The sequence below is a fragment of the Duganella sp. BJB1802 genome (assembly GCF_013369445.1).
Classification (GTDB): domain Bacteria; phylum Pseudomonadota; class Gammaproteobacteria; order Burkholderiales; family Burkholderiaceae_D; genus Rugamonas; species Rugamonas vulcania_A.
On record NZ_JABWEF010000005.1, the window covers coordinates 214,292 to 233,929 of the forward strand.

The 19,638-nt window shown below is 64.4% G+C and carries 20 protein-coding genes; 10 read left to right on the plus strand and 10 right to left on the minus strand.

Features of this window, described 5'->3' with window-relative positions; genetic code table 11:
- Positions 1-3 precede the first annotated feature (3 nt).
- From HUX88_RS10565 to HUX88_RS10580, 4 genes are all read right to left on the minus strand, one after another.
- A complete protein-coding gene (locus HUX88_RS10565) occupies positions 4-882 on the minus strand; it encodes a hypothetical protein (RefSeq protein ID WP_176361741.1) in 879 nt (292 codons plus the stop codon).
- Positions 883-1,212, minus strand: a complete 330-nt coding sequence (trxA, locus tag HUX88_RS10570) for a thioredoxin (RefSeq protein ID WP_176361742.1) — start codon at positions 1,210-1,212, stop codon at positions 883-885.
- 138 nt (positions 1,213-1,350) lie between these two features.
- Complete coding sequence (locus tag HUX88_RS10575) at positions 1,351-3,069, minus strand: ABC transporter ATP-binding protein/permease (RefSeq protein ID WP_176361743.1); 1,719 nt, start codon at positions 3,067-3,069, stop codon at positions 1,351-1,353.
- Between the two features lie 18 nt (positions 3,070-3,087).
- On the minus strand, positions 3,088-5,391 hold the full coding sequence (locus HUX88_RS10580; RefSeq protein WP_176361744.1) for a TonB-dependent siderophore receptor: 2,304 nt from the start codon (positions 5,389-5,391) through the stop codon (positions 3,088-3,090).
- A gap of 231 nt (positions 5,392-5,622) precedes the next feature.
- Between HUX88_RS10580 and HUX88_RS10585 the strand changes: the two genes are divergently transcribed.
- The 3 genes from HUX88_RS10585 to HUX88_RS10595 all read left to right on the plus strand — a co-directional run bounded on the left by HUX88_RS10585 (position 5,623) and on the right by HUX88_RS10595 (position 7,943).
- Complete coding sequence (locus HUX88_RS10585) at positions 5,623-7,104, plus strand: PLP-dependent aminotransferase family protein (protein ID WP_176361745.1); 1,482 nt, start codon at positions 5,623-5,625, stop codon at positions 7,102-7,104.
- Positions 7,105-7,300: 196 nt separating this feature from the next.
- Positions 7,301-7,567: a PAAR domain-containing protein gene (locus HUX88_RS10590; protein WP_117009760.1), complete on the plus strand. Its 267-nt coding sequence runs from the start codon at positions 7,301-7,303 to the stop codon at positions 7,565-7,567.
- Positions 7,568-7,613: 46 nt separating this feature from the next.
- Positions 7,614-7,943, plus strand: coding sequence for a hypothetical protein (locus HUX88_RS10595; protein ID WP_217916285.1), 330 nt, complete (start codon positions 7,614-7,616; stop codon positions 7,941-7,943).
- Here the strand turns inward: HUX88_RS10595 and HUX88_RS10600 are convergent.
- Positions 7,940-8,452, minus strand: a complete 513-nt coding sequence (locus HUX88_RS10600) for a UPF0149 family protein (RefSeq protein WP_176361746.1) — start codon at positions 8,450-8,452, stop codon at positions 7,940-7,942. The genes HUX88_RS10595 and HUX88_RS10600 overlap by 4 nt on opposite strands.
- A 115-nt stretch (positions 8,453-8,567) precedes the next feature.
- Between HUX88_RS10600 and HUX88_RS10605 the strand changes: the two genes are divergently transcribed.
- Positions 8,568-9,083: a hypothetical protein gene (locus HUX88_RS10605; protein WP_176361747.1), complete on the plus strand. Its 516-nt coding sequence runs from the start codon at positions 8,568-8,570 to the stop codon at positions 9,081-9,083.
- 1 nt (position 9,084) lies between these two features.
- Here the strand turns inward: HUX88_RS10605 and HUX88_RS10610 are convergent, their stop codons facing one another.
- Positions 9,085-9,234 (minus strand): hypothetical protein, encoded by a 150-nt coding sequence (locus tag HUX88_RS10610; protein ID WP_176361748.1) that lies wholly within the window; start codon positions 9,232-9,234, stop codon positions 9,085-9,087.
- 116 nt (positions 9,235-9,350) lie between these two features.
- Here HUX88_RS10610 and HUX88_RS10615 point away from each other — a divergent pair, with 116 nt between their 5' ends.
- Both HUX88_RS10615 and HUX88_RS10620 read left to right on the plus strand, forming a co-directional pair.
- Positions 9,351-10,079, plus strand: a complete 729-nt coding sequence (locus HUX88_RS10615) for an SIMPL domain-containing protein (protein WP_117009764.1) — start codon at positions 9,351-9,353, stop codon at positions 10,077-10,079.
- 2 nt (positions 10,080-10,081) lie between these two features.
- Positions 10,082-11,059: a phosphotransferase gene (locus tag HUX88_RS10620; protein ID WP_176361749.1), complete on the plus strand. Its 978-nt coding sequence runs from the start codon at positions 10,082-10,084 to the stop codon at positions 11,057-11,059.
- Here the strand turns inward: HUX88_RS10620 and HUX88_RS32185 are convergent.
- Both HUX88_RS32185 and HUX88_RS32190 read right to left on the minus strand, forming a co-directional pair.
- Positions 11,044-11,394, minus strand: a complete 351-nt coding sequence (locus HUX88_RS32185) for a transposase (RefSeq protein ID WP_229219283.1) — start codon at positions 11,392-11,394, stop codon at positions 11,044-11,046. The genes HUX88_RS10620 and HUX88_RS32185 overlap by 16 nt on opposite strands.
- Positions 11,395-11,419: 25 nt before the next feature.
- Positions 11,420-11,860 carry a hypothetical protein gene (locus tag HUX88_RS32190; RefSeq protein WP_229219284.1) on the minus strand — a complete coding sequence of 147 codons (441 nt, stop codon included), beginning with the start codon at positions 11,858-11,860 and terminating at the stop codon, positions 11,420-11,422.
- A 566-nt stretch (positions 11,861-12,426) separates the two neighbouring features.
- Between HUX88_RS32190 and HUX88_RS10630 the strand changes: the two genes are divergently transcribed.
- The 4 genes from HUX88_RS10630 to HUX88_RS10645 all read left to right on the plus strand — a co-directional run bounded on the left by HUX88_RS10630 (position 12,427) and on the right by HUX88_RS10645 (position 16,865).
- The gene (locus tag HUX88_RS10630) at positions 12,427-12,570 is read left to right on the plus strand and encodes a hypothetical protein (RefSeq protein WP_175041629.1); all 144 of its coding nucleotides are present in this window, start codon (positions 12,427-12,429) and stop codon (positions 12,568-12,570) included.
- Positions 12,571-12,705: 135 nt separating this feature from the next.
- Complete coding sequence (locus HUX88_RS10635) at positions 12,706-12,843, plus strand: hypothetical protein (RefSeq protein ID WP_175001208.1); 138 nt, start codon at positions 12,706-12,708, stop codon at positions 12,841-12,843.
- Positions 12,844-12,972: 129 nt separating this feature from the next.
- Positions 12,973-13,338: a hypothetical protein gene (locus HUX88_RS10640; RefSeq protein ID WP_161084375.1), complete on the plus strand. Its 366-nt coding sequence runs from the start codon at positions 12,973-12,975 to the stop codon at positions 13,336-13,338.
- Positions 13,339-13,415: 77 nt separating this feature from the next.
- A complete protein-coding gene (locus HUX88_RS10645; RefSeq protein ID WP_176361750.1) occupies positions 13,416-16,865 on the plus strand; it encodes a response regulator in 3,450 nt (1,149 codons plus the stop codon).
- Here HUX88_RS10645 and HUX88_RS10650 read toward each other — a convergent pair.
- Both HUX88_RS10650 and HUX88_RS10655 read right to left on the minus strand, forming a co-directional pair.
- On the minus strand, positions 16,862-18,253 hold the full coding sequence (locus tag HUX88_RS10650; RefSeq protein WP_176361751.1) for a pitrilysin family protein: 1,392 nt from the start codon (positions 18,251-18,253) through the stop codon (positions 16,862-16,864). The two genes, HUX88_RS10645 and HUX88_RS10650, sit on opposite strands and share 4 nt — an antisense overlap.
- Before the next feature lie 4 nt (positions 18,254-18,257).
- Complete coding sequence (locus HUX88_RS10655; RefSeq protein WP_176361752.1) at positions 18,258-19,571, minus strand: pitrilysin family protein; 1,314 nt, start codon at positions 19,569-19,571, stop codon at positions 18,258-18,260.
- Positions 19,572-19,638: the final 67 nt, after the last annotated feature.

Here is a 19,638-nt window from a genome sequence, read left to right on the forward strand (position 1 = left end):
GGGTCACACCCGCTTGAGTTGTGCGACCAGCACTTCGGCCGCGCGGCGGTTGGCGGCCACGTAGGCGGCCTGGTCCATCCGATTCTTGTTGCGTAGCGTAGCCGCTATCTCGGGATGATGCTCTTCGAGCAGCGAAAAGACGGTTATTCCCTGCTCCTGCAATTCCGGCTGGTCGGCCAGATAGGTATTCCACATGAGTTCGAGGTGGACACGGATCCGGTCATCGTCTTCCTTGGTGTAGCCGGATTCGGCGTCGGCCTTTTGGATCGCTGCGCGGCTGTAGACGCGCAGCGTGTCGAACACGACTGCCTTCGAGGTCGCCGGATCCCAGGCGGCGGTTTCGGCGCATGTGGACAGCGCCTGCAGCAGTTCCGACGGCTGGGCATCGGTCAGCGCCGTCGCGGTGCGCCGCGCGGCACGCCATTCGGCCGGGGCCGGGCGCTCGCCCGCTTGCACCCGTCGGTGCAAGCCTTCGACCTCGGCCAGGGCTTGCCGCAGTTCGGCCGGCACGTCCGCCAGTGCGGCGACGAAGCCGCCGGCGTCACCGAGCGCATCCAGGATGACGCCGCTGGCTGCTGTGGACACGTCCGCACCGGGGCGGATGGCGTCCAGCACCGCGACGCCGAACGCCAGCGCGGCGTCGATGGACTCCTGCTGAGCGGCGATGCCGTCCGCCGCCGTGGCGAGCCACTGAGGCAGGCCGAGTTCGCTTTCCCAGCCAGCCAGGTCTTCGCTTTCCAGAATGCATCCGACCAGGCTGCCCTTGCTGCCGTCCCACGCGAGCGGACCGGGCGCGAGTTCTTCGCTGGCGGCATGGCGGCGCAGGCGTTCGATGGCGCTGTCGCGGATTGCCGGCATGGATTGATAGGCGTGCAGCGTCATTCAGGCCTCCAGCTTTTCATCGATCAGGGCCGCCAGGCGGGTTTTGGACTGGGTGCCGAGCAGGCGTCCGCATTCTTTGCCTTCCGAGAACAGCAGCAGGGTCGGCAAGCCGCGCACCGCGTGCTGTTCCATCACCTGGCGGTTTTCGTCGGCGTTCACCTTGACGATGCGCACTTCCGGATATTCGTCGGCGAGGTCGGCCAGGATCGGCGCCAGCGCCTTGCATGGGCCGCACCAGTCGGCCCAGAAGTCGACCAGTACCAGGCCCGGGGCCTTGAGGACCTCGGTCTCGAAGGAGGCGTCGGTCGCGTTGAGGATGGACGATGTCATGTTGTTTCCTATGTAAAATTGAAAAAGGTCAGGGCAATCAGGGTATCAGTCGTGCCCGCCGTTGTGTCCTGAAGGAATTGGCGGTTTTGTTCTGACGGTATTGCATACAGTTTCAGTACAGTTTGGCGGGGCGCTCGCCTATGCGATCTTGCCGGTCGCAAGCGGGGCCGCGGCGCCGATCTCGAGCACGTGGTCGTGGAAGCGGGCCAGTTCCGGCCGGTGCGCCACGCTGATGATCGCCGCGTTCGGCAGGGACTGGACCAGCGCCGTATACAGGCGCGTCTCCAGTTCCGGATCGAGCGCGCTGGTCGCCTCGTCGAGAAACACGAAGTCCGGGGCATGCAAGAGAACGCGGGCGAAGGCGACGCGCTGTTGTTCGCCCCCGGAGAGCTGCTGGCGCCAATTGTCGTAGGCGGCGATGTTCGTGATCCGCTGGTCGAGTCCGCATATCGCGAGCACTTGGCGGCAGTGCCCGTCGTCGAAGTCGTCCGGCGCATGCGGGTAGCACAGCGCGTCCTTGAACGGGCCGGTCGGCAGGTAGCTGCGCTGGGGGACGAACATGATCTTCGCCCCTTGCGGCAGCGCCACCTCGCCGGCGCCGTAGGGCCATAGTCCGGCGAGCACGCGCAGCAATGTGCTCTTGCCGACTCCCGACGGACCGCGCACAAGCCAGCGCTGGCCCGGCGCGATGCGCAGGGGCTGGATCCGTGCCAGGGGGCGCTGCAGCGGGTCGAGGAGAGCCAGCGGTCCGGTCTCGAGCGCCGCCGCCGGCCGCTGTGCGACGGCAAAGCCGCTCTGGCGCAGCCGCGCCTTGTGGATCGCCCACTCCAGATCGCGCAAGCGGTTGGCGAGGGCGATCCAGTCGGTGAACGACTGGTAGGCCTGGCTGAAGAAGTTCAGTGAGCCGCTGAGCATGCTGTAGGCGCCGGCGACGCGGGTCACGCCGCCCAGCGTGATCTGGCCGCTCAGGTACAGGGGCAGGGCGGCGATGGTCGGCAGGGCAGTGAACAAATGACTGTAGGTGAACGAGGTCAGCATCACCTTGGCGCGCCGGATGATCAGGGCGGCCGTGTTGTGGCGCACCCGGACGAACAGCCCGCGCAGGCGCCGATCCTCGTTGGCCGCGCCGCCGTAAAACGCGATCTGCTCCGCGTTTTCCCGGATCTGCATGGCGCCGAAGCGGAAGTCCGCTTCGACGGTCTGCTTTTCCATGTTGAGGCCGACGAGCCGCTTCCCGACCCAGTGCATCAGGGCAAGGCTGCCGATGTTGTAGGCATAGGCGATGAACACGAGCATGCCATGGATGGCGAAGTCCACGCCGCCGATCGCGAAGCGCACCACGCCCGACAATTCCCACAGCAGGAAGGTGTAGGTCACCATGCTGACAATCACGCCCAGGAAGCTGAAGAACAGGTTCAGCGACTCGGTGGTGAACAGTTTGACGTCTTCGGCGATCCGTTGGTCGGCGTTGCTCAGCGCACCTTCACGCTCGATGTCGTAGAAGGCATGCGCAGCCAGCCACTCGCGCTGGAGATTTTCGGTCATCCAGGTTCGCCACCTGAGTTCGAGGAAGTTCTGCACGGAGGTGCTCATCACACTCACCAGCCCGATGCACACGCCGGCGACGACGCTCGCGGCCAGTACGGGCCAGATTTTTTCCCACTTCATGGTCAGCAGGGAATCGGTCACATCGCCTGTCAACCGGTTGACCCATAAGTACAGCGATGCACCGCCGAATATATTGGCCAGCATAATGGCGAGCATGGCGTACACCTTCCAGCTCCCGACCTGGCGCCAGTAGCTGAATACGAAGGGAAGCAGGCGCGGCCTGGCCGGTTCTTGCGGTGTCTTGAGCATTGTTCGACTTACCTCAGGTTATTGGAAGCTGCGCTTGACCGTCAGCGCGTACACGCGTCCAGGCAGTACGGGAACGAAGGTTTCGGCGCTCGTGGTGCCGTAGAGGGTGCGGTCAAGCACGTTCTTGACACCCAGCGTCGCGTTCCAGCGACCGCTCGTGTAATACAGGCTGGCGTCGACCTGGGCGCCGCCCGGCACCATGAACGGCAGGTAGGGGGAGCCCAGGCTGCTGCTGTTCGCCGACACGCCCACGCCGACGCCGAGACCCTTGAGGTCTGCGCGCTGGAACTTGTAGACGGCCCACAGATTGGCCTTGTGCTTGGGCTGGCCGGGGAACAGCGTCGTCGCATCGCCGGTGTCTTTGATCTTGGTGTATGTATAGTTGAAGATGGCTTCCAGTCCCGGCAGCAAACGGCCCTGGGCGTCGACTTCCACACCTTCGGTGCGTTGCGCCTTGCGCACGTTGTAGCAATCGTTGATCAGGTCATACTGCAGCCTGTTCGACTGTTGCAGGGAGAAAGCGCTGGTGGTGAGTGTGAAGCGGCTGTCGAGCAGGTCGAACTTGGCGCCGACCTCGCGGTTCGTGGTGAGGTTCGGGGGCACAAAGCCGCCGCCGCCGCAGGCGAGGGCCGTGCTCGGCTGGAAGCCTTGCGCAAAGCTGCCGTACAGGGAAGTCTGGTCGTTCAATTGGTAGACGAGGCCGACGCCGGGGGTGGTGTGATAGGTGGTCGATTCCGGATCGTGGTAGAGGAAGTTGTCGGGCGTGGCGTAATAGGTCGTCGTGCCCTCGGGGGTGGCGTAGCGGTTGCGCCGCAGGTTGAGCAGCAGATTCCACTTTTCGTAGGAAATCAAGTCCTGCACGTAGATGGCGCGCTGGCGCTGGCCATTGACGAAGCCGGAAGACTTTCCGGTTGTGCGGTCGCGCACGCTTGGAATCTCGGGCGGCGGTGTCAGCGGATATAGCTGTATGGTCAGGGCATCGGACCCGTACTGTGTTTGGGTCTGGTCGAAATTGGTGTGATTGAAGCCGACGGAGAGCTTGTGGCGCAGTTCGCCAGTTGGCACGTTGAATCGCAGGTAGTGGTCGCCGCTCAGCGTATCCTCGGTCCGCATCATGCGCTCACCGTAGAGCTCGATGTCCGGCCGCGGCGAGTCCGGCGCGGCGCCTTTCGCATACAGCAAGCCGCTGGGGGAAGGGATGCGCAGGTCCAGGTCCTGATGCGTGTCCTGCACGCGGCTGATCAGGACGATGTTGTCGCCGATTTTCCGCTCCAGTTGATAACCAAAGCGGCGGACCCTGGTGTCGACCCCATCCGAGGGATTGGCCAGCAGCCGCTGGGGTGTCGGCAGGATTACTCCGTCGCGGCGGGCCAAGGTGTAGCGCTCCAGCGGGACCTTGTCGTTGTTGTACTCGGCGCTGATGATGAAGTCGGTGGCGTTGTCCTTCCAGCGCAGGGCCTGCATGAACGACTTGGCGTTCTTGCCGTTCATGCCCACTTCGTTGCGGCGGGCGTCCTGGACGCTGGCAACCGTGCGGTAGGTGAAGCGCTTGTCCTCGCTGATCGCGCCCGACAAGTCGCCAGCGACAGTCTTGTCGTCGAAGGAGCCGTATTGCAGGGTGAGGTCGCGAATGGTTTCCGCCTGCGGCTTCTTGACTACGACGTTCACGGCGCCGCCCAGGGAGTCGCCGCCGGACAGGATGGCTTGCGGACCTTTCAGCACTTCGACGCGTTCGACCGCGAACACGCTGCGCGAGGTCGCGCTGTTGTCGGTAATGCCATTTGAATCCGAACTTGCGGAAAAACCGCGGATGCCGAAAGTGGTGGTGCTTTGCGGCGTTTTATTGAAGGACATGCCGCTGACGTTGCGCAGCGCCTCGGTCAGGTCGGTTGCCTGCTGCGATTCGAGCACCTTGCTGGTGATGAGCGTCACCGAGCCCGGCACCAGGTGCAGGCTGGTGCCGCTGCGCGTCGAGGTGTCTGAGCGGTCCGCCTTGAATTCCGTCTCGGCCTGGTCGCGTTTGGCGACGATCTCGACCCTGGTCGACCGGGTGACGACCAAGGTGCCCATGCCATCCACGATCAACTCGTGCTTGGTGCCGGCCAGGGCCTGGCGGATGGCCGCTTCGGCGTCGAGCTTGCCGTTCACTGCGCTGGCGCCGGCCAGATCGGCGCCGTCGAACACAATCGGGCGGCCGCTGATCCTGGCGATCTCGTCCAGCGTCCGCGCCAGCGGACCGGGTTTCAGGTCGTAATCGTGCATCGCGGCCGCCCCCGTGGCGGCAGGGATTTGCTGCGCCCAGGCGCCGGGCAGTGCGTTCAACGCAAAAAGACTGGCGAGTGCGGCGGGAAGAATCAGCTTGCGGGGGGCGAAACGTGAACCGTTGCGATGCATGGTGGACACCCTTTGTTTTTGGAAAATGGTGATACGTAATATAATTTATTAGTTTCTGTCATACTAGTGTAACAACAGTACAGTTAAGCGCCATTTCCTCCTTTTCGTACTGAAAGGTCGGGCAGGTTGGAATTCCAGATCACATTTTCAGGAGCATTCATGCCACGAGGACGTCCGGTTCATCGCCCTGCGCTCACATTTAGCAAAGAAACGCTTGCGAAACCATCCGTCGGCGCCGAGCGGCTATCGCTGGTGGACCGGATCTTCAACCGGATCGTCGTCGAGATCCAGGCTGGCCGGCTTGCGGCGGGCAAGCGTGTGCATTCCGTGCGCCAGCTGGCCGACGAGTGCGAGGTGAGCCGGGATACCGTGGCGCGCGCCTACGACAAGCTGGTCGCCCACGGGCATCTGGAATCGCGCGCTGGTTCAGGATTCTTCGTCAGGCAGCATGGGCGGGCGACATGGACCGGGATCGATGCCGCGGCCTCGCAGTTCCTGCCTGAATGGTGGCGCTTCCTGCTGGTGCAGCCGGTGGGCAACCTTGCCAGTACTCCGGGACTCGGCCTGCTTCCGCCGGACTGGCTGGACGAGACCGGGTTGTCCAAGGCCATGCGGGCGGTTGCCCGGGGCAGCGTGCGCAGCTTAAGCGGCTATGGCGACGCGATGGGCTATTTGCCACTGCGCCAGCAGCTGCAGGCCAAGCTGCGTGACGTCCATATCGATGCGCCGGCGGCACGCATTATGATTACGGCCGGAGCCACGCAGGCGATTCACTTGATTGTGCTGGCCAAGCTGCGTGAGTCCGGTGAGCCCGTGCTCATCGAGGATCCGACCTCGTTCCTGCTGCGGGACCGTCTGATGGCGTGCGGGCTTGCGCTCTTGACCGTGCCGCGCGAGGCCGACGGTCCCAACCTCGAGGTCCTGCGAGAGCACTGCGTCAGGCACCGCCCACGCTTCTTCTTCTGCAGTTCGGTGCTGCACAATCCTACCTCAAGCCACATTTCGCCGCACAAGGCCTTCCAGATCCTGCGGCTGGCCGAAGAATTCGACTTGACCATTGTCGAGGACGATACTTACAGCGACTTGCTGTCACCGGGCGCGTCCTCGCCCGCAACCCGGCTTGCCAGCCTGGACCAGTTGCAGCGCGTGGTCTACATCGGCAGTTTTTCGAAGACGATTTCGCCAGGGCTGCGCGTCGGCTACCTGTGCGCCGCTCCGAAATTTATCGAGTGGTTGATGGTTTATCGGACCGTCAGCGAAATCGCCGGCACTTCGGTGAGCGAGCGCATCGTGTACCAGTTGCTGTCGCAGGGCAGCTACCGCCACCATTGCGCGCAATTGCGGGGCCGGCTCGACGAATATCGCCAGCCGGTCATTGAGGCATTGAGGGGGCTGGGTTGCGGCGTCGAGCGTGAGCCCCACGCGGGGATGTATGTGTGGGCGAGTTTGCCGTATGGACTGAATGCCGTTTCGCTGAGCGACGAGCTGTTCAAGCAGGGGCACCTGCTGGCGCCCGGCGACCTCTTTTCGTCGGCGCCGACCGCCGCTTCGAATATGCGCTTCAACGTCAGCCGGACGCTGGATACGCCGGCGTTGCCAGCGCTGCGGCGCTTGATCGAGGAGCGGGCCACAAAGGCTTAGCGCGCCATGGGACCGGCTATCGGCGCCGTCCACGCGACTTTCTGGCGCTGAGATGTATCCCACCCTCTCCGCCATGAATAACGGTGGAGGAAAAAGGATACCGCGGGGAGGTTTTTCCCGTGCCCGTTTTCGCTGTCGTGCGACGTGGCGAAAATGGCAATGCTATGATCGCCGCATTGAACCAATGCGAGGCTATATGGGCGGGAAAGCGATCATCAGACTGGGCGACAAGACGTCGCACCACGGCACGGTACTGGAAGGTCATCAGGACGTGATCGTCATGGGCAAGCCGGTGGCCGGCGTGGGCCACAAGGTGAGTTGCCCCAAATGCCGGGGCACGCACACCATCGTCGAAGGCGCGGTCACGCACACCATCATGGGCATCAGCACCGCGGTGGAGGGGATGAAGACTTCCTGCGGCGCCGTCCTCATCGCCTCTCAGCAGACCGACACCATTGGCTGAGCGGCGGCGCCTGTTCGCGGTAACGGAGGCCGACGCGCCACGCGTGTTGAGCCTGCTGGCCGCACATGCGAACGATATAAACAGTTTTACACGTTATAGCGAACGCCGGGAATTTGGCGGCCATGTCGTCGAACTGGCGACCGATTCCGTGGCTGTGATCCAGGCGCTGGACGCCATGCGTTTGCGTCCACCCGCGCCATGGCTGGCCTTTCCCGACATCGATGCCGGCGGAACCGGCAGCCTGCAGGGCAGCCTGGACTATTGGTGGAACTGGCTCTGGATGCCGTACTGGAATAGCGCCACGCCGGACGAACGCGAACAATGGCTCGCGCTAGCCTCGGACGACTGGCGCGAGTTCATCGAACTGCACGTCTAGGCCGCGTCGCCGCAGCACTTCTTGTACTTCTTGCCGCTGCCGCAAGGGCAGGGATCGTTGCGGCCGACTTTCGGGCCTTTGGGCGGATGCCAGTGGGCGTTGATCTGGATGACCGATGGCGTCACCGCGTCGGCCCATGCGTCGCCTTCGCGCTGGAACGGCGCCAGCCACTCCGGATGGGCCGCCCGCAGCGGCGCCCACGCCGCAGCGTCGGCCTGCATGCCGGCCACGAATCCCTCGCACCATTGTTCCGGCCCCCAGCTGCCGCCGCATTCGTAAATCGGCTCGAAGCTGGACGGATCCTTGCTCATCCACGTGCGCATGTAGTGGTAGTGGCGCAGCAGCAGCGGCTCGGCGGCCGGATTCTTCAGGGCCGCGGGCAGCCAGCTTTCCGGCGCCGGCGAGCCCGGGCCGATGACCACGGCGGTCAGGAAGCCTTCCAGCCAGGACACGTCCTGCAGGGCGTCCAGCGCATCGTATTCGTCGTCGTTCAGTGGGGTGTGCTGCATGGGGGAGGCCTCGTTGACTGTGTGAGCCGACATTCTACGCACCAATCATGTGGCGATGTTTGCGAGTTTGGCAATATGATGCGTGCCACACAATACCAACATTCAAGGAGCAACCATGAACCCGATTAAAACACTGGCCGCAGCCAGTTTGCTGATGAGCGCCATGTGGGCCCAGGCATCGGCCCCCGCCGCCGCGCCGGACGCGGCCCAGGTCAAGGCCGCGCACGACCTGCTGGCGTCGATGCAGGCCGAGAAGATGGTGCGTACCACCGCCGGCATGAGCAAGTACCCCAGTCCGGCCCAGCGCGAGCTGATGATGGCCAAGCTCGACAAGCTGCCCAACGAGACCGTCTACAGCCGCCTGGCGCTGCCGGTGGCGCGCCTGATCAGCACCGAGACGGCGGTCGAGATGACCCAGTACTACCAGTCCAGCTACGGCCAGAAGGTGCTGACCCAGACCTACAACGGCCCGCCGCGCCTGTATCCCGCCGACCCGACCCCGACCGCCAAGGAAAAGGTCGAGTTGAAGAAGCCCGCCTTCGTCAAGGCCAACCAGGAGTTCAAGGCCGCCGAGCAGGCCATCCACCATGAAGCCTTCCTGCTGATCGGCGAGATCAACAAGGGCAAGTAAGCTATTTCGCCTTCGGTGGCGCCGGCTGGATTTTGGGCGTCTGGACAACCAGCACATGCTTGTCGACGGCGCCCGACTTTTCCTGCCTGACCACCAGCACGGCGACCGGGCGGTTGTCGTGCACCGACCGTGGATGTCTTGGAAACAGCATCTTCTTCCCCGAATGATTGTTGTTGAAGTCGCACATGGGCACGGCGGCGGCTTTTGCAAGTTGTTAAATAGTAAAAAGTATTGGATACTCCAGCTTTCACTCCACAAGGAAGTCCGATGCTGAAGAAACTCGCTCTTGCCGCAGCCCTGTTGCCGATGGCCGTGCAGGCCTCCAATCTGCCGGACTACCCCTTCATCCACGTCGGCGGCGAAGGCTTCCTGCGGGTGATGCCCGACATGGGCGAGATCGACTTCGACATCAGCGCCTTCGACGCCGACACCAACGCCGCCGTGGCCGTGGTGCAGGCGCGCGTGGCGGAGGTGCAGGCCTTGCTGGCCGAGCAGGGCGGCGATCCCGGCAAGGATACCGAAGCCGAGGCGTCCTTCCGCGACATGCGCAAGGAAATGCGCAAGTCCGCCAATCCCGATCCGAACGCCGCGCCGGAATACGAGATCCGCAGCGCCGTGCACATCGTCGTGCGAGACCTGACCAAGTGGCGCGCCATCATGACGGGCCTGCTGGGCAAGCCGAACATCGACCACATGAGCACGGGCTTCGGCAAGAGCGACCGCCTGCAGACCGAGCAGGAACTGACCGCCGTGGCGATCAAAGACGCGCAGCGCCGCGCCGAGGGCATGGCGGCCGGCTTCGGCAAGAAGGTGGGGGCGGTCACGGCGATCTCGTCGGGCCAGCTGCGCAACCTGACCAACGCCGTCGGCCTGCTGCCGGTGGACTTCTACAACAACCGGCGCGGCACCAATGCCACGTCGGCGGAAAAGGACTTCCTGTCGATCCAGTCGCTGCAATGGTCGCAGACGGTGGATGTGATCTTCCGTATCAAGTGAGCGTGACCTTTATCGACTGCCTGCCGCAGGGGCTGGACAACTCCGCGTGCAACGAGTTTATCCAAAGCGCGCCGTTGACGGCCTGGATGCCGGTGCTGAGCCATCTGCAACGCGAGTTCGGCCTGCCCGATGGTGTGTGGGAGAAGATCCCGCAAGGTTCCAACGCCTTGTTCGGACTGGGCGGCGAGGTGATCGTCAAACTGGTGCCGCCCAATTGGCGCCGGCAGGGCGACAAGGAAATTCTGGTGGCCCCGCTACTGGAGGGCAGGCTGTCGCTGCAAACGCCGCGCCTGATCGGCAGCGGGGAGATCGACAACTGGGTGTTCGTCATCACCAGCCGCCTGACCGGTGTCTTGCTGGCCGACGTGTGGCCGTCGCTGGATGTTGGGCAGAAGCGCGCGATCATGGTCCAGACCGGTCGGGTCCTGCGCGAATTGCGCGCCGTGGCTTTCGGCGAGAACATCGCGATCAAAGTGGATTGGCCGTCGTATCTGCGGGAGTTGACCGTCGGATGCCTGGCGCGCCACCAGCGCAGGAAGATGCCTGCGGGCCTGCTCGGCCAGGTGCTGCCGTATATCGAGGCGGCGGGTGAGTTTGCCAAAGCGGGCGAGGCGCGATTGATTCACATGGACATCCACCCGTGGAACCTGATGGCGAGGCAGGAAGCGGGCCGGTGGAAGCTGGATGGCTTGCTCGATTTCGGCGATGCGATCGTGGGCCATAGCGACCGCTTCGAATTGCTGACGCCGCTGATATTCATGGCGCAAGGGAATCCCATACTGCTCGATGCGTTGCTGGAATCTTACGGCGGGGCGGCCGATGCCAGCCCGACCGAGTTGCGGCGTCAACTGACGGCGTGCATGCTGATCCGGCCCGATTCCGACGTCATGTTCTGCGTGCGGCAAGTCCCGGCCAGCGGTCCCAGAGACAGCTGGGACCAAATTGCCGCCCAGCTTTTTTGGGGTCAGATACCGTCTTGAATGGCAAGCCCTTTCGATAAGTAATTAGGATCGAAAGGCTTGTCATTGTGTATCACCCCATAGATCAAGTGAGCCAGTTTGTGCATGACTGCACCGATCACGGCTTTCTGTGCCATGCCAGTCGCGGCAAGCCGCTCAGCGAATTGGCGCAGGATGGGGTTATGACGGCGCGCCACCAGGCTAGGCATATACAGCGCAGCGCGCAATGATGTATTGCCTGTTCGACTGATGGTCGTTCGTCCCCTCACTGAGCTTCCGGAGCTGCGTTGCTTGGGCGTTACGCCAAGGAAGGCGGCGAAGGCTTTCGCACTGACCAAGCGGCGGATATCGCCCAAACTCCCAATACTTTGGCCGCCGTGGTCATCCCGCGCCGGGGATTGTGGTGAGCAACTCCGCATCGTGCTTCAGGCCAGGATGGCGATCGATATGATCGTCGATGTCGCTTTCAAGCTTCTCAATTTCTGCGCTGAGCCAGGTGATATGCTGCCGCACGTGCTGCACCACCTCGTCCATTCCACCGATGGCTAACGCCTCCAGCCGGTTCTCTTCCTGCTGGCGGATATCCTTCAAGGCTTGAACGCGCTGTGTCCAGCGCGCAACTGGCGCTGTTCCAGCGGCGGCGGACTCAGGGCGCAGGCCGCATTGCTGCGCGCAGTAACGAGCGATCAGGCCGGCATCGATGGCATCGTTCTTGTTGCGAATATTCTCGCGTGGCCAAAGCCTTTGATGCAGGCCGGATTCTCCACGCTCACCATCAGGCCGGCCTGGTGCAACGCAAGCGCCACCGGCTCGGGAATACACCCGGTCGCCTCCATGCAACGATGCAGGACCGATAACGGCACCTTGGATTTGCCCAGCCAATCGAGCAGCGCTCGGTGACCTTCGATGGAGTTTTCCAGCACCTTGGTCTTGGTTTTCCGTTGACCAGCAGTGCAATATCTAATTTTCTCTTACTGACATCAATACCTACTGCTGCGTATATCGCATCCATTTTTGACCTTCCTCGTATGCAGGCTTACGCATTGACGCGATGGCCCAAGATACCGTTCGGACTTATCAAATGAAACAGGCAGAGGCACCTATCTGACCCACGTGCTCCATGGCACTAAGTCTGATCAGCGTCACTCCGCCCGGCCGCACTTACTTCGTTATTATCCGATGGAGATGCGGTACGCTCAATATACGAAGTCTGACATTCGGACACGGCCTCTGCCCTAGCGGGCCGCTACGGCAGGCCGTGTCCGAATGTCAGACTTGACCCCAACGGGGGTGCGCTGGCGCACGCTGGGCGGCGATCCGGCGCTTGTTTATCGGCGGCCGGCCCCTAATCTTTGAAGTAGATCGACTATTTCAAGGAGGACCGTCCCATGAACATCCGCGCCCACACCACGCCCGAGCCCGATATGCCGCCGCCACAGCCGGAAAAAGATCCGCCGCCCGACAATATGCCGCTGCCGGACCACGCCCCCATCGAGGAGCCGCAACCCAAACAGCCGCCGGTCAAAACCTGATGTCCTGTGAGAAAGTGTGATAGTTGTTGCTCAATGGATACATATTTTAAACTTTGTGTTGGCCGTCACACTGAGGTAATGAAAGTGTTTCTATAATTTAGTCATGTCATCGATTTTCCTCTCACGGAGAGCATCATGGGCAATTCCTTACACAACAAAATCTACCTCGGCCGTCGTAGCGTCGCCTTCAGTGCGAAGCGTGTCCAAGCCTTGATTTGTGTAGCGGCGTTTGCCACCATCGGCCTGATCTGGCTGGCGATCCGAGCGTTTTGAGCCACACTTTATTTTCGTTTTGATACGCCCGTGCCGCCGCCGCAGGCGCCGGAAGGGCGTATACCTTGCCGCCGCCCCGTCGGGCGCGTACCATGAGGGCCGCAGCAGTCTCTTATGGATAAAATGGCAATGAAGAACGAGAAATTAACGCAAGACGAATACAACGCACTCGATGAGGTCAAGCGCGGCACCCAGGGTGAGCGTGTCAGCGCCTGCGTGGGCCGCAACACCAAGCGTCTGGCCGGCATCAAGCTGTTCAGCATCGCCAGGAACGGCCGCATCTCGCTCACCGACAAGGGCGAGGAAGTGTTGTTCCTGCGCCGCTGCGTGCTGGGCATGCGCGCCATCGAGGCCGATCCGGCCAGCCCGCTCGACGCCGACGTCGCCCTGTTCCTCGGCAAGAAGTCCCACATCGTGCCGCGCGCCGAAGGCGGCTTCGAACTCAGCGACAAGGGCCGGGAATCGTTGGCCGATATCGCCAACCAAGGCTTGTAAGAAAAAACGCTCCTCCGGGGCGTTTTTTTTGCGGTAATGTAGAGGCATAACATAACAAGAAGAGACCGCCGGCCGCCATGAAACCGGATACCTTGCAGAAGTTCCGTAAACTGTTCGGCGTGCTGGTCGCGGCGGTGGCCGCGGTGCTGCTGCTGGTGTCGCTGTTCGTGGCCCATGTGCTGCAGGCCAGCCAGGCCCGCTACTACGCCAACGCGGCCGAGACCGCGCACAACCTGGCCGTCTCGCTGGAAAACTTCCTCCATTCGCATTTCGAAGAAGTCGACCTGGCCATGCGCCGCGCCGGCGTGGAGTTCCGCGACATGCAGACGGCGGGCCGCTTCGAGCCGGACAAGTTCAGCGCCTACCTGCGCACGCTGCGCGAACGCATCCCGAACGCCCAGGCCGTGCGCGGCTCGGACGCGGCCGGCCGCGTGGTCTATGGCGAACAGGTCGACCTCGCCCATCCGCAGGACCTGACCGTCCGCGAATTCTTCCCGCGCGCCAAAGTCGAGCACGAGCTGATCATCGGCCTGCCGGTCAAGTCGCGCATCAGCGGCGAGTGGGTGCTGCCGCTGGTCTACCCGCTGGCCATGCCGGACGGCAGCTTCGGCGGCACCGCCTACACGCTGATGAACAGCTCGCGGCTGACCGAGTTGTTCTCGTCGCTCAATATCGGCCCCCACGGCTCCATCGTGCTGCTCGACGACCGCCGCCGCGTGCTGCACCGCTATCCCTTCGTCGACACCATGGCCTTCGGCGACACCATCAAGGTCTCGCCGCAAACCCAGGCCATCCTCGAGGGCCGGCAAAAAGGCGGCACCTACAACATCCTCAGCGACCGCGATGGGCTGGAGCGCACGCTGAGCCTGCAGCGCGTCGGCCGCTATCCGCTGTACGTGGCGGTGGCGCTGGCCAGCGAGGATTTCCTGGCGCCGTGGCGCAAGGAAGTGCGCAACGCGCTGATCTTCCTCGGCGTGCTGATGGCCTTCGCGGCGGCGCTGCTGGCGGGCGTGTGGTACGCCATGCGCAAGCAGTCGCAGGCGGTGCACCAGTTGCTGGAGGCCGACCGCGCGCTGCAAGCCTCGCTGGCGCGGCTGACCGCCTCCGAGTCGCGCTGGCGCTCGCTGACCGAGGGCTTGCCGCAGATGGTCTGGACCGTCACCCCGGCGCTGCGCCTCGATTTCATCAGCCATCAATGGGAGCGCTTCAGCGGCATGCCGTCGGCGCTGCTGATCGAGGCGGGCGACTGGTCGCCGGTGCTGCATCCGGACGACCGCGCCGCGCTGCTGGCCGAATGGCGGCGCGCCGCCGCCACCGGCGACGCCTTCCGCTGCGATTGCCGGCTGCGCCGCCTGGACGGCGCCTGGCGCATCTTCGACAACCACGCGCTGCCGCAGAAGGACGGCGACGGCCGCGTCCTGGGCTGGGTGGGCAGCAGCACCGACGCCACCGAGGCCCGCGCCGCGCACGACGCGCTGCGGCTGGCCAAGGAGGCGGCCGACCAGGCCGGCCGCGCCAAGTCCGAGTTCGTCGCCAACATGAGCCACGAGATCCGCTCGCCGATGAACGCCGTGCTGGGCATGCTGCAACTGCTGCAGCAGACCGAGATGAGCGAACGCCAGCAGGACTATGCGGCCAAGGCCCACGCCGCCGCCAGCGCCTTGCTGGGCCTGCTCAACGACATCCTGGACTTCTCCAAGGTGGAGGCCGGCAAGCTGGCGCTCGATCCCCATCCGTTCCGGCTCGACAAGCTGTGGCGCGACCTGGCCGTGATCCTGTCGGCCAACGTCGGCAGCAAGAACATCGAAGTGCTGTTCCGCATCGACCCGCAGCTGCCGGCGCTGGTGGTGGGCGACGCGCTGCGCCTGCAGCAGATCCTGCTCAACCTGGCGGGCAACGCCATCAAGTTCACCGAGCAGGGCGAGGTGGTGCTGTCGGCCCGGCTGCAGGCGCGCGGCGCCGGCACGCTGACGATAGCCTTCGCCATCCGCGACAGCGGCATCGGCATTTCGGAAGAACAGCGGCTGCGCATCTTCGACGGTTTCTCGCAGGCCGAGGCCTCGACCGCGCGCCGCTACGGCGGCACCGGCCTGGGCCTGGCGATCAGCCAGCGCCTGGTGCGCCTGATGGGCGGCGAACTGGGCGTGACCAGCACGCTGGGGCAGGGCAGCGTGTTCGAATTCGCGGTCGAATGCGGTGTGGCGCCGGCATCGCCCGGGGCGCCCGACATCGCGCCGGCCGCGCCGGAGCGCGGGCTGCTCAAGGGCCTGAGCTGCCTGGTGGTGGACGACAACCCGATGGCGCGCATGGTGCTGAGCGAAATGGCGCAGTCGTTCGGCTGGCGGGTGGACGTGGCCGTCGGCGGGCGCGAGGCGCTGGCCGCCGTGACCGGACACATGGCCGCGCAACACCCCTACGACGTGGTGCTGATCGACTGGCGCATGCCGGCCTTCGACGGCTGGGAAACCAGCTGCGAGATCCGCAAGCTGGCGCCGCACGGCAAGCTGCCGCTGATCGTGATGGTGACCGCGCACGACCGCGAGCTGCTGGCGCAGCGCCACATGGAAATGGAACCGGTGCTCGACGGCTTCGTGGTCAAGCCGGTGACGGCGTCGATGCTGTTCGACGCGGTGGCCGACGCCCGCATGGAAAAGCGGGCGCCGCTGGCGGCGGTGGCGCTGCCGTCGCTGCGGCGCCTGGCCGGCTTGCGCCTGCTGCTGGTGGACGACAATCCGGCCAACCAGCAGGTGGCCAGCGAGCTGCTGGGCAACGAGGGTGCGCAGGTCGAGGTGGCCAGCTCCGGGCGGATGGCGATCGACGCCGCGTCACGCCCCGGCCCGCCGCCGCACCTGATCCTGATGGACATCCAGATGCCGGAGATGGACGGTTACGAGGCGACGCACGCGATCCAGCGCCTGCTGGGTGCGCATGCCCCGCCCATCGTCGCGATGACGGCCAACGCCATGCCGGCCGACCGCGTCGCCGCGCTGGACGCGGGCATGGTCGACCACATCGGCAAGCCCTTCGACCTGGTCCAGTTGATCGCGGTGATCCTGCGGCATGCACGGCGCGCTGGCATGCCGCTGGGGATGGCGGCGCCGGCGGTGGAGGCCGCTGCGGCCGGCGTGGCCGACGCGGCGAACGTGGCGCCGCTGGCGGAGACCGGCATCAACAGCGCGGCGGCGTTGAAGCGCCTGGGCGGACTGCATTCGGTGTACCTGGTGGCGTTGCGCAGTTTTGCGGTGGAGGCGGGCAAGCTGTCGGCCCAGTTGCAGGCGGCAGGCGACGGGCAGGACGGCGGCGCGGCGCTGCCGCTGCTGCATACGCTCAAGGGATTGGCCGGCACCGTGGGCGCCGACCGCCTGGCCGGCCTGGCGCACCGCGCCGAGCAGGCGCTGAAGGCGGACCCCGGCGCGGCAGGCTGCGCGCAGCTAGCGCCGGTGATCGACGCCATCCCCGGCGTGGTGGACGAGATCGAACGCCTGGCGCGCCAGCTGGACCCGGCCGGCGCGCTGTCCCAGCTTTAGCGCGGCTGGAAACCGTCCGCGCTGATTTGCAGCTCGGTCACCTCGCCGTAGGTCTTGGCGATGTCGCGGATGGCGTCGGCTTTCCCCACCAGCACGGTTTGCAGCTTGGTGCGCGGGAAGTGCTTGTCCACCAATGCCTTGGCGCGCTCCGGCGTCAGGCTGTCGACATCCTTCATGAAGTTGTCGATCTGCTCGCGGCCGACCTTGGACGCGTACATATCGCCCAACAAGCCGGCCAGCTGCTCGCCGGTTTCATAGCGCGGCGGGAACTGGCCCTTGACGTAAGCCTTGGCCGATTCCAGCGTCGCCTGGTCGATGCCCTTGTCCCACAGACGCTGATAGGTCTTGTGCGCCAGCGCCAGTGCCGCCTCGGTTTTGGGCAGCGCGGTGAAGCTGGAGATGGCGAAGGTGCCGGTCTGCGCCAGCGTGGCGAACTCGCTGCGGGCGCCGTAGGTCAGGCCGGAGTTCACGCGCAGCTCGTCGTTTAGCCAGGAGGTGAAGCGGCCGCCGACGATGGTGTTGAGCACCTGCATGGGCACATAATCCGGATCGTTGCGGGCGATGCCGACGCCGCCGATCAGGAAGGTGGTCTCGATCGCATCGGGCTTGTTGACCAGCCACACGCGCGCCTTGTCGGCCTGCACCTTGCCGTTGTCCTGCTGCGGCAGCGCCGGGCCGCTGGCCTTCCACGCGCCGAACAGCGACTCGATCTGCTTGCGCATCTCGGCCGTCTGGAAATCGCCCACCACGATGATGGCCGCGTTGTCCGGACGATAGTAGTGCTGATAATAGCCCTGCACGTCGCTCTGCTTGAGCGCGCCGACGCTGCTGACCGTGCCGCCGGGCGGATTCGCATACGGCGCCTCGCCGAACAGCATGGCGCGATAGTAGTTGTTGACCACGTTGCGCGGCGCCTCCTTGGCCTGCTTCAGGCCGTTGACCTTGCGGTCGCGCAGCTTGGCCAGCTCGGCCTCGTCGAAGCTCGGCTGCTGGACGATCTCGGCAAACAGCGGCAGCAGCGTGGCGCTGTCGGCGCGGGCGAAGTTGGCCTGCACCGTGCTCGCCTCGGTGCCGGCGCCGCCGGCCAGGCGGGCGCCGCGGAAGTCGAAGGCCTGGTCGATGGCGGTCTTGTTGTGGGCTTTGCTGCCCAGCAGCAGGGCGTCGCCGGTCAGGTTGGACAGGCCCGGCTGTTTTTCATCGTTGATGGCGCCGGCCTTGACCACGGCGCGCACCGAGATCAGCGGCACCTCGTGGCGCTCCATCAGGTACACGGTCAGGCCGTTGGGCAGGGTGACGGTGTCGAATGCCGGTAGGCGGAAATCGGCGGCGCCGGCCAGTGGCGCGGCCGCCAGCACGGCGGCGGCCATTACGGTTGCTTTGATGCTCATCGGATCAATCCTCCTTCGCAGCCAGCACGCCGACGGTGCGCTGCGATTTCTTCAGGTATTTGGCGGCGACGGCCTGGATATCGGCCGGCGTCAGTTTTTCGTAGGCGGCCGGGGCGTCGAACATCTTCTTGTAGTCGCCGAAGAACACCTCGTAGTTGCCCAGCTGCTGGGCGCGGCCGTTGATGGTTTCCTGCTCGCGGTACAGGTTCAGCAGCTTCTGGTTCTTCACCTTTTGCAGCTCGTCGGGCGTCACGCCGTTCTTGACCAGGTTGTCGACCTCGGCCAGCAGCGCCTGTTCCAGCTGGGCCGGCGGAGTCTTGGCGGTGGCCACGGCCGACAGGTACAACAGGCCCGGATCGAAGCCGTCCATGCTGCTGGCGCTGACCTGCGTGGCCAGCTGCTGCTCGACCAGCGCCTTGTACAGGCGCGAGGTCTTGCCTTCGCCCAGTATGCTCTGCAGTACTTCCAGCGCGTAGAAGTCCGGGCTGTTGGCGGCCGGGACCTTGTAGGCGATCGCCAGGTTGGCCGAGGTGGCCGATTCCTTGGCGACGAACACGCGGCGTTCGCCTTTCTGTTCAGGCTCCACGGTGCGTACGGCCGGCGGCAGCGCGCGTTTCGGAATGCCGCCGAAGTATTTGGTGGCCAGCTTCTTCACCTCGTCGGCCTTGACGTCGCCGACGATCACCGACACCGCGTTGTTGGGCGCGTAGTAGGTGTTGAAGTAGCGCTGCAGGTCGTCCTGGGTCCAGGCCTTGATGTCGGACTCGTGGCCGATCACCGGCCACGAATACGGATGGGCCTGGAAAGCGACGCCGTTGACTTCCTCGTGCAGCGCGCGGATGTTGGAGTTCTCCAGCCCGGTGCTGCGCTCGGACAGCACCACGCCGCGCTCGCTGGCGACCATTTTTGGATCGATCGTCAGGTGGGCGATGCGGTCGCTCTCCAACGTGAAGATGGTTTCCAGCGACGCCGCCGGGAACCAGTCCTGGTACACGGTCAGGTCGTTGCTGGTGTAGGCGTTGTTGGAGCCGCCCTTGGCCTCCATGGTGCGGTCGAACATTTTCGGGCCGAAGTGCCTGGAGCCGTTGAACATCATGTGTTCGAAGAAGTGCGACAGGCCGGTGATGCCGGGCGCCTCGTTGCGCGAGCCGACCTTCCAGAACGTGTACATATTGGCGTTGGGGATGGTGTGCGATTCGAGCACGATGAACTTCATGCCGTTGGCCAGCGTGAAGGTGTGGACCTCGTCCGCCGTCACGGCGTGGGCGGTGGCGGCCATGCCGAGCATGAGACTGGCGGCCAGGACTTTCCATTTCATGGTTGCTCCTTTTTTCGTGAAGCGCAAAGCATACGATAAACCTAGTGGTTTTTGATAACTATTTGCG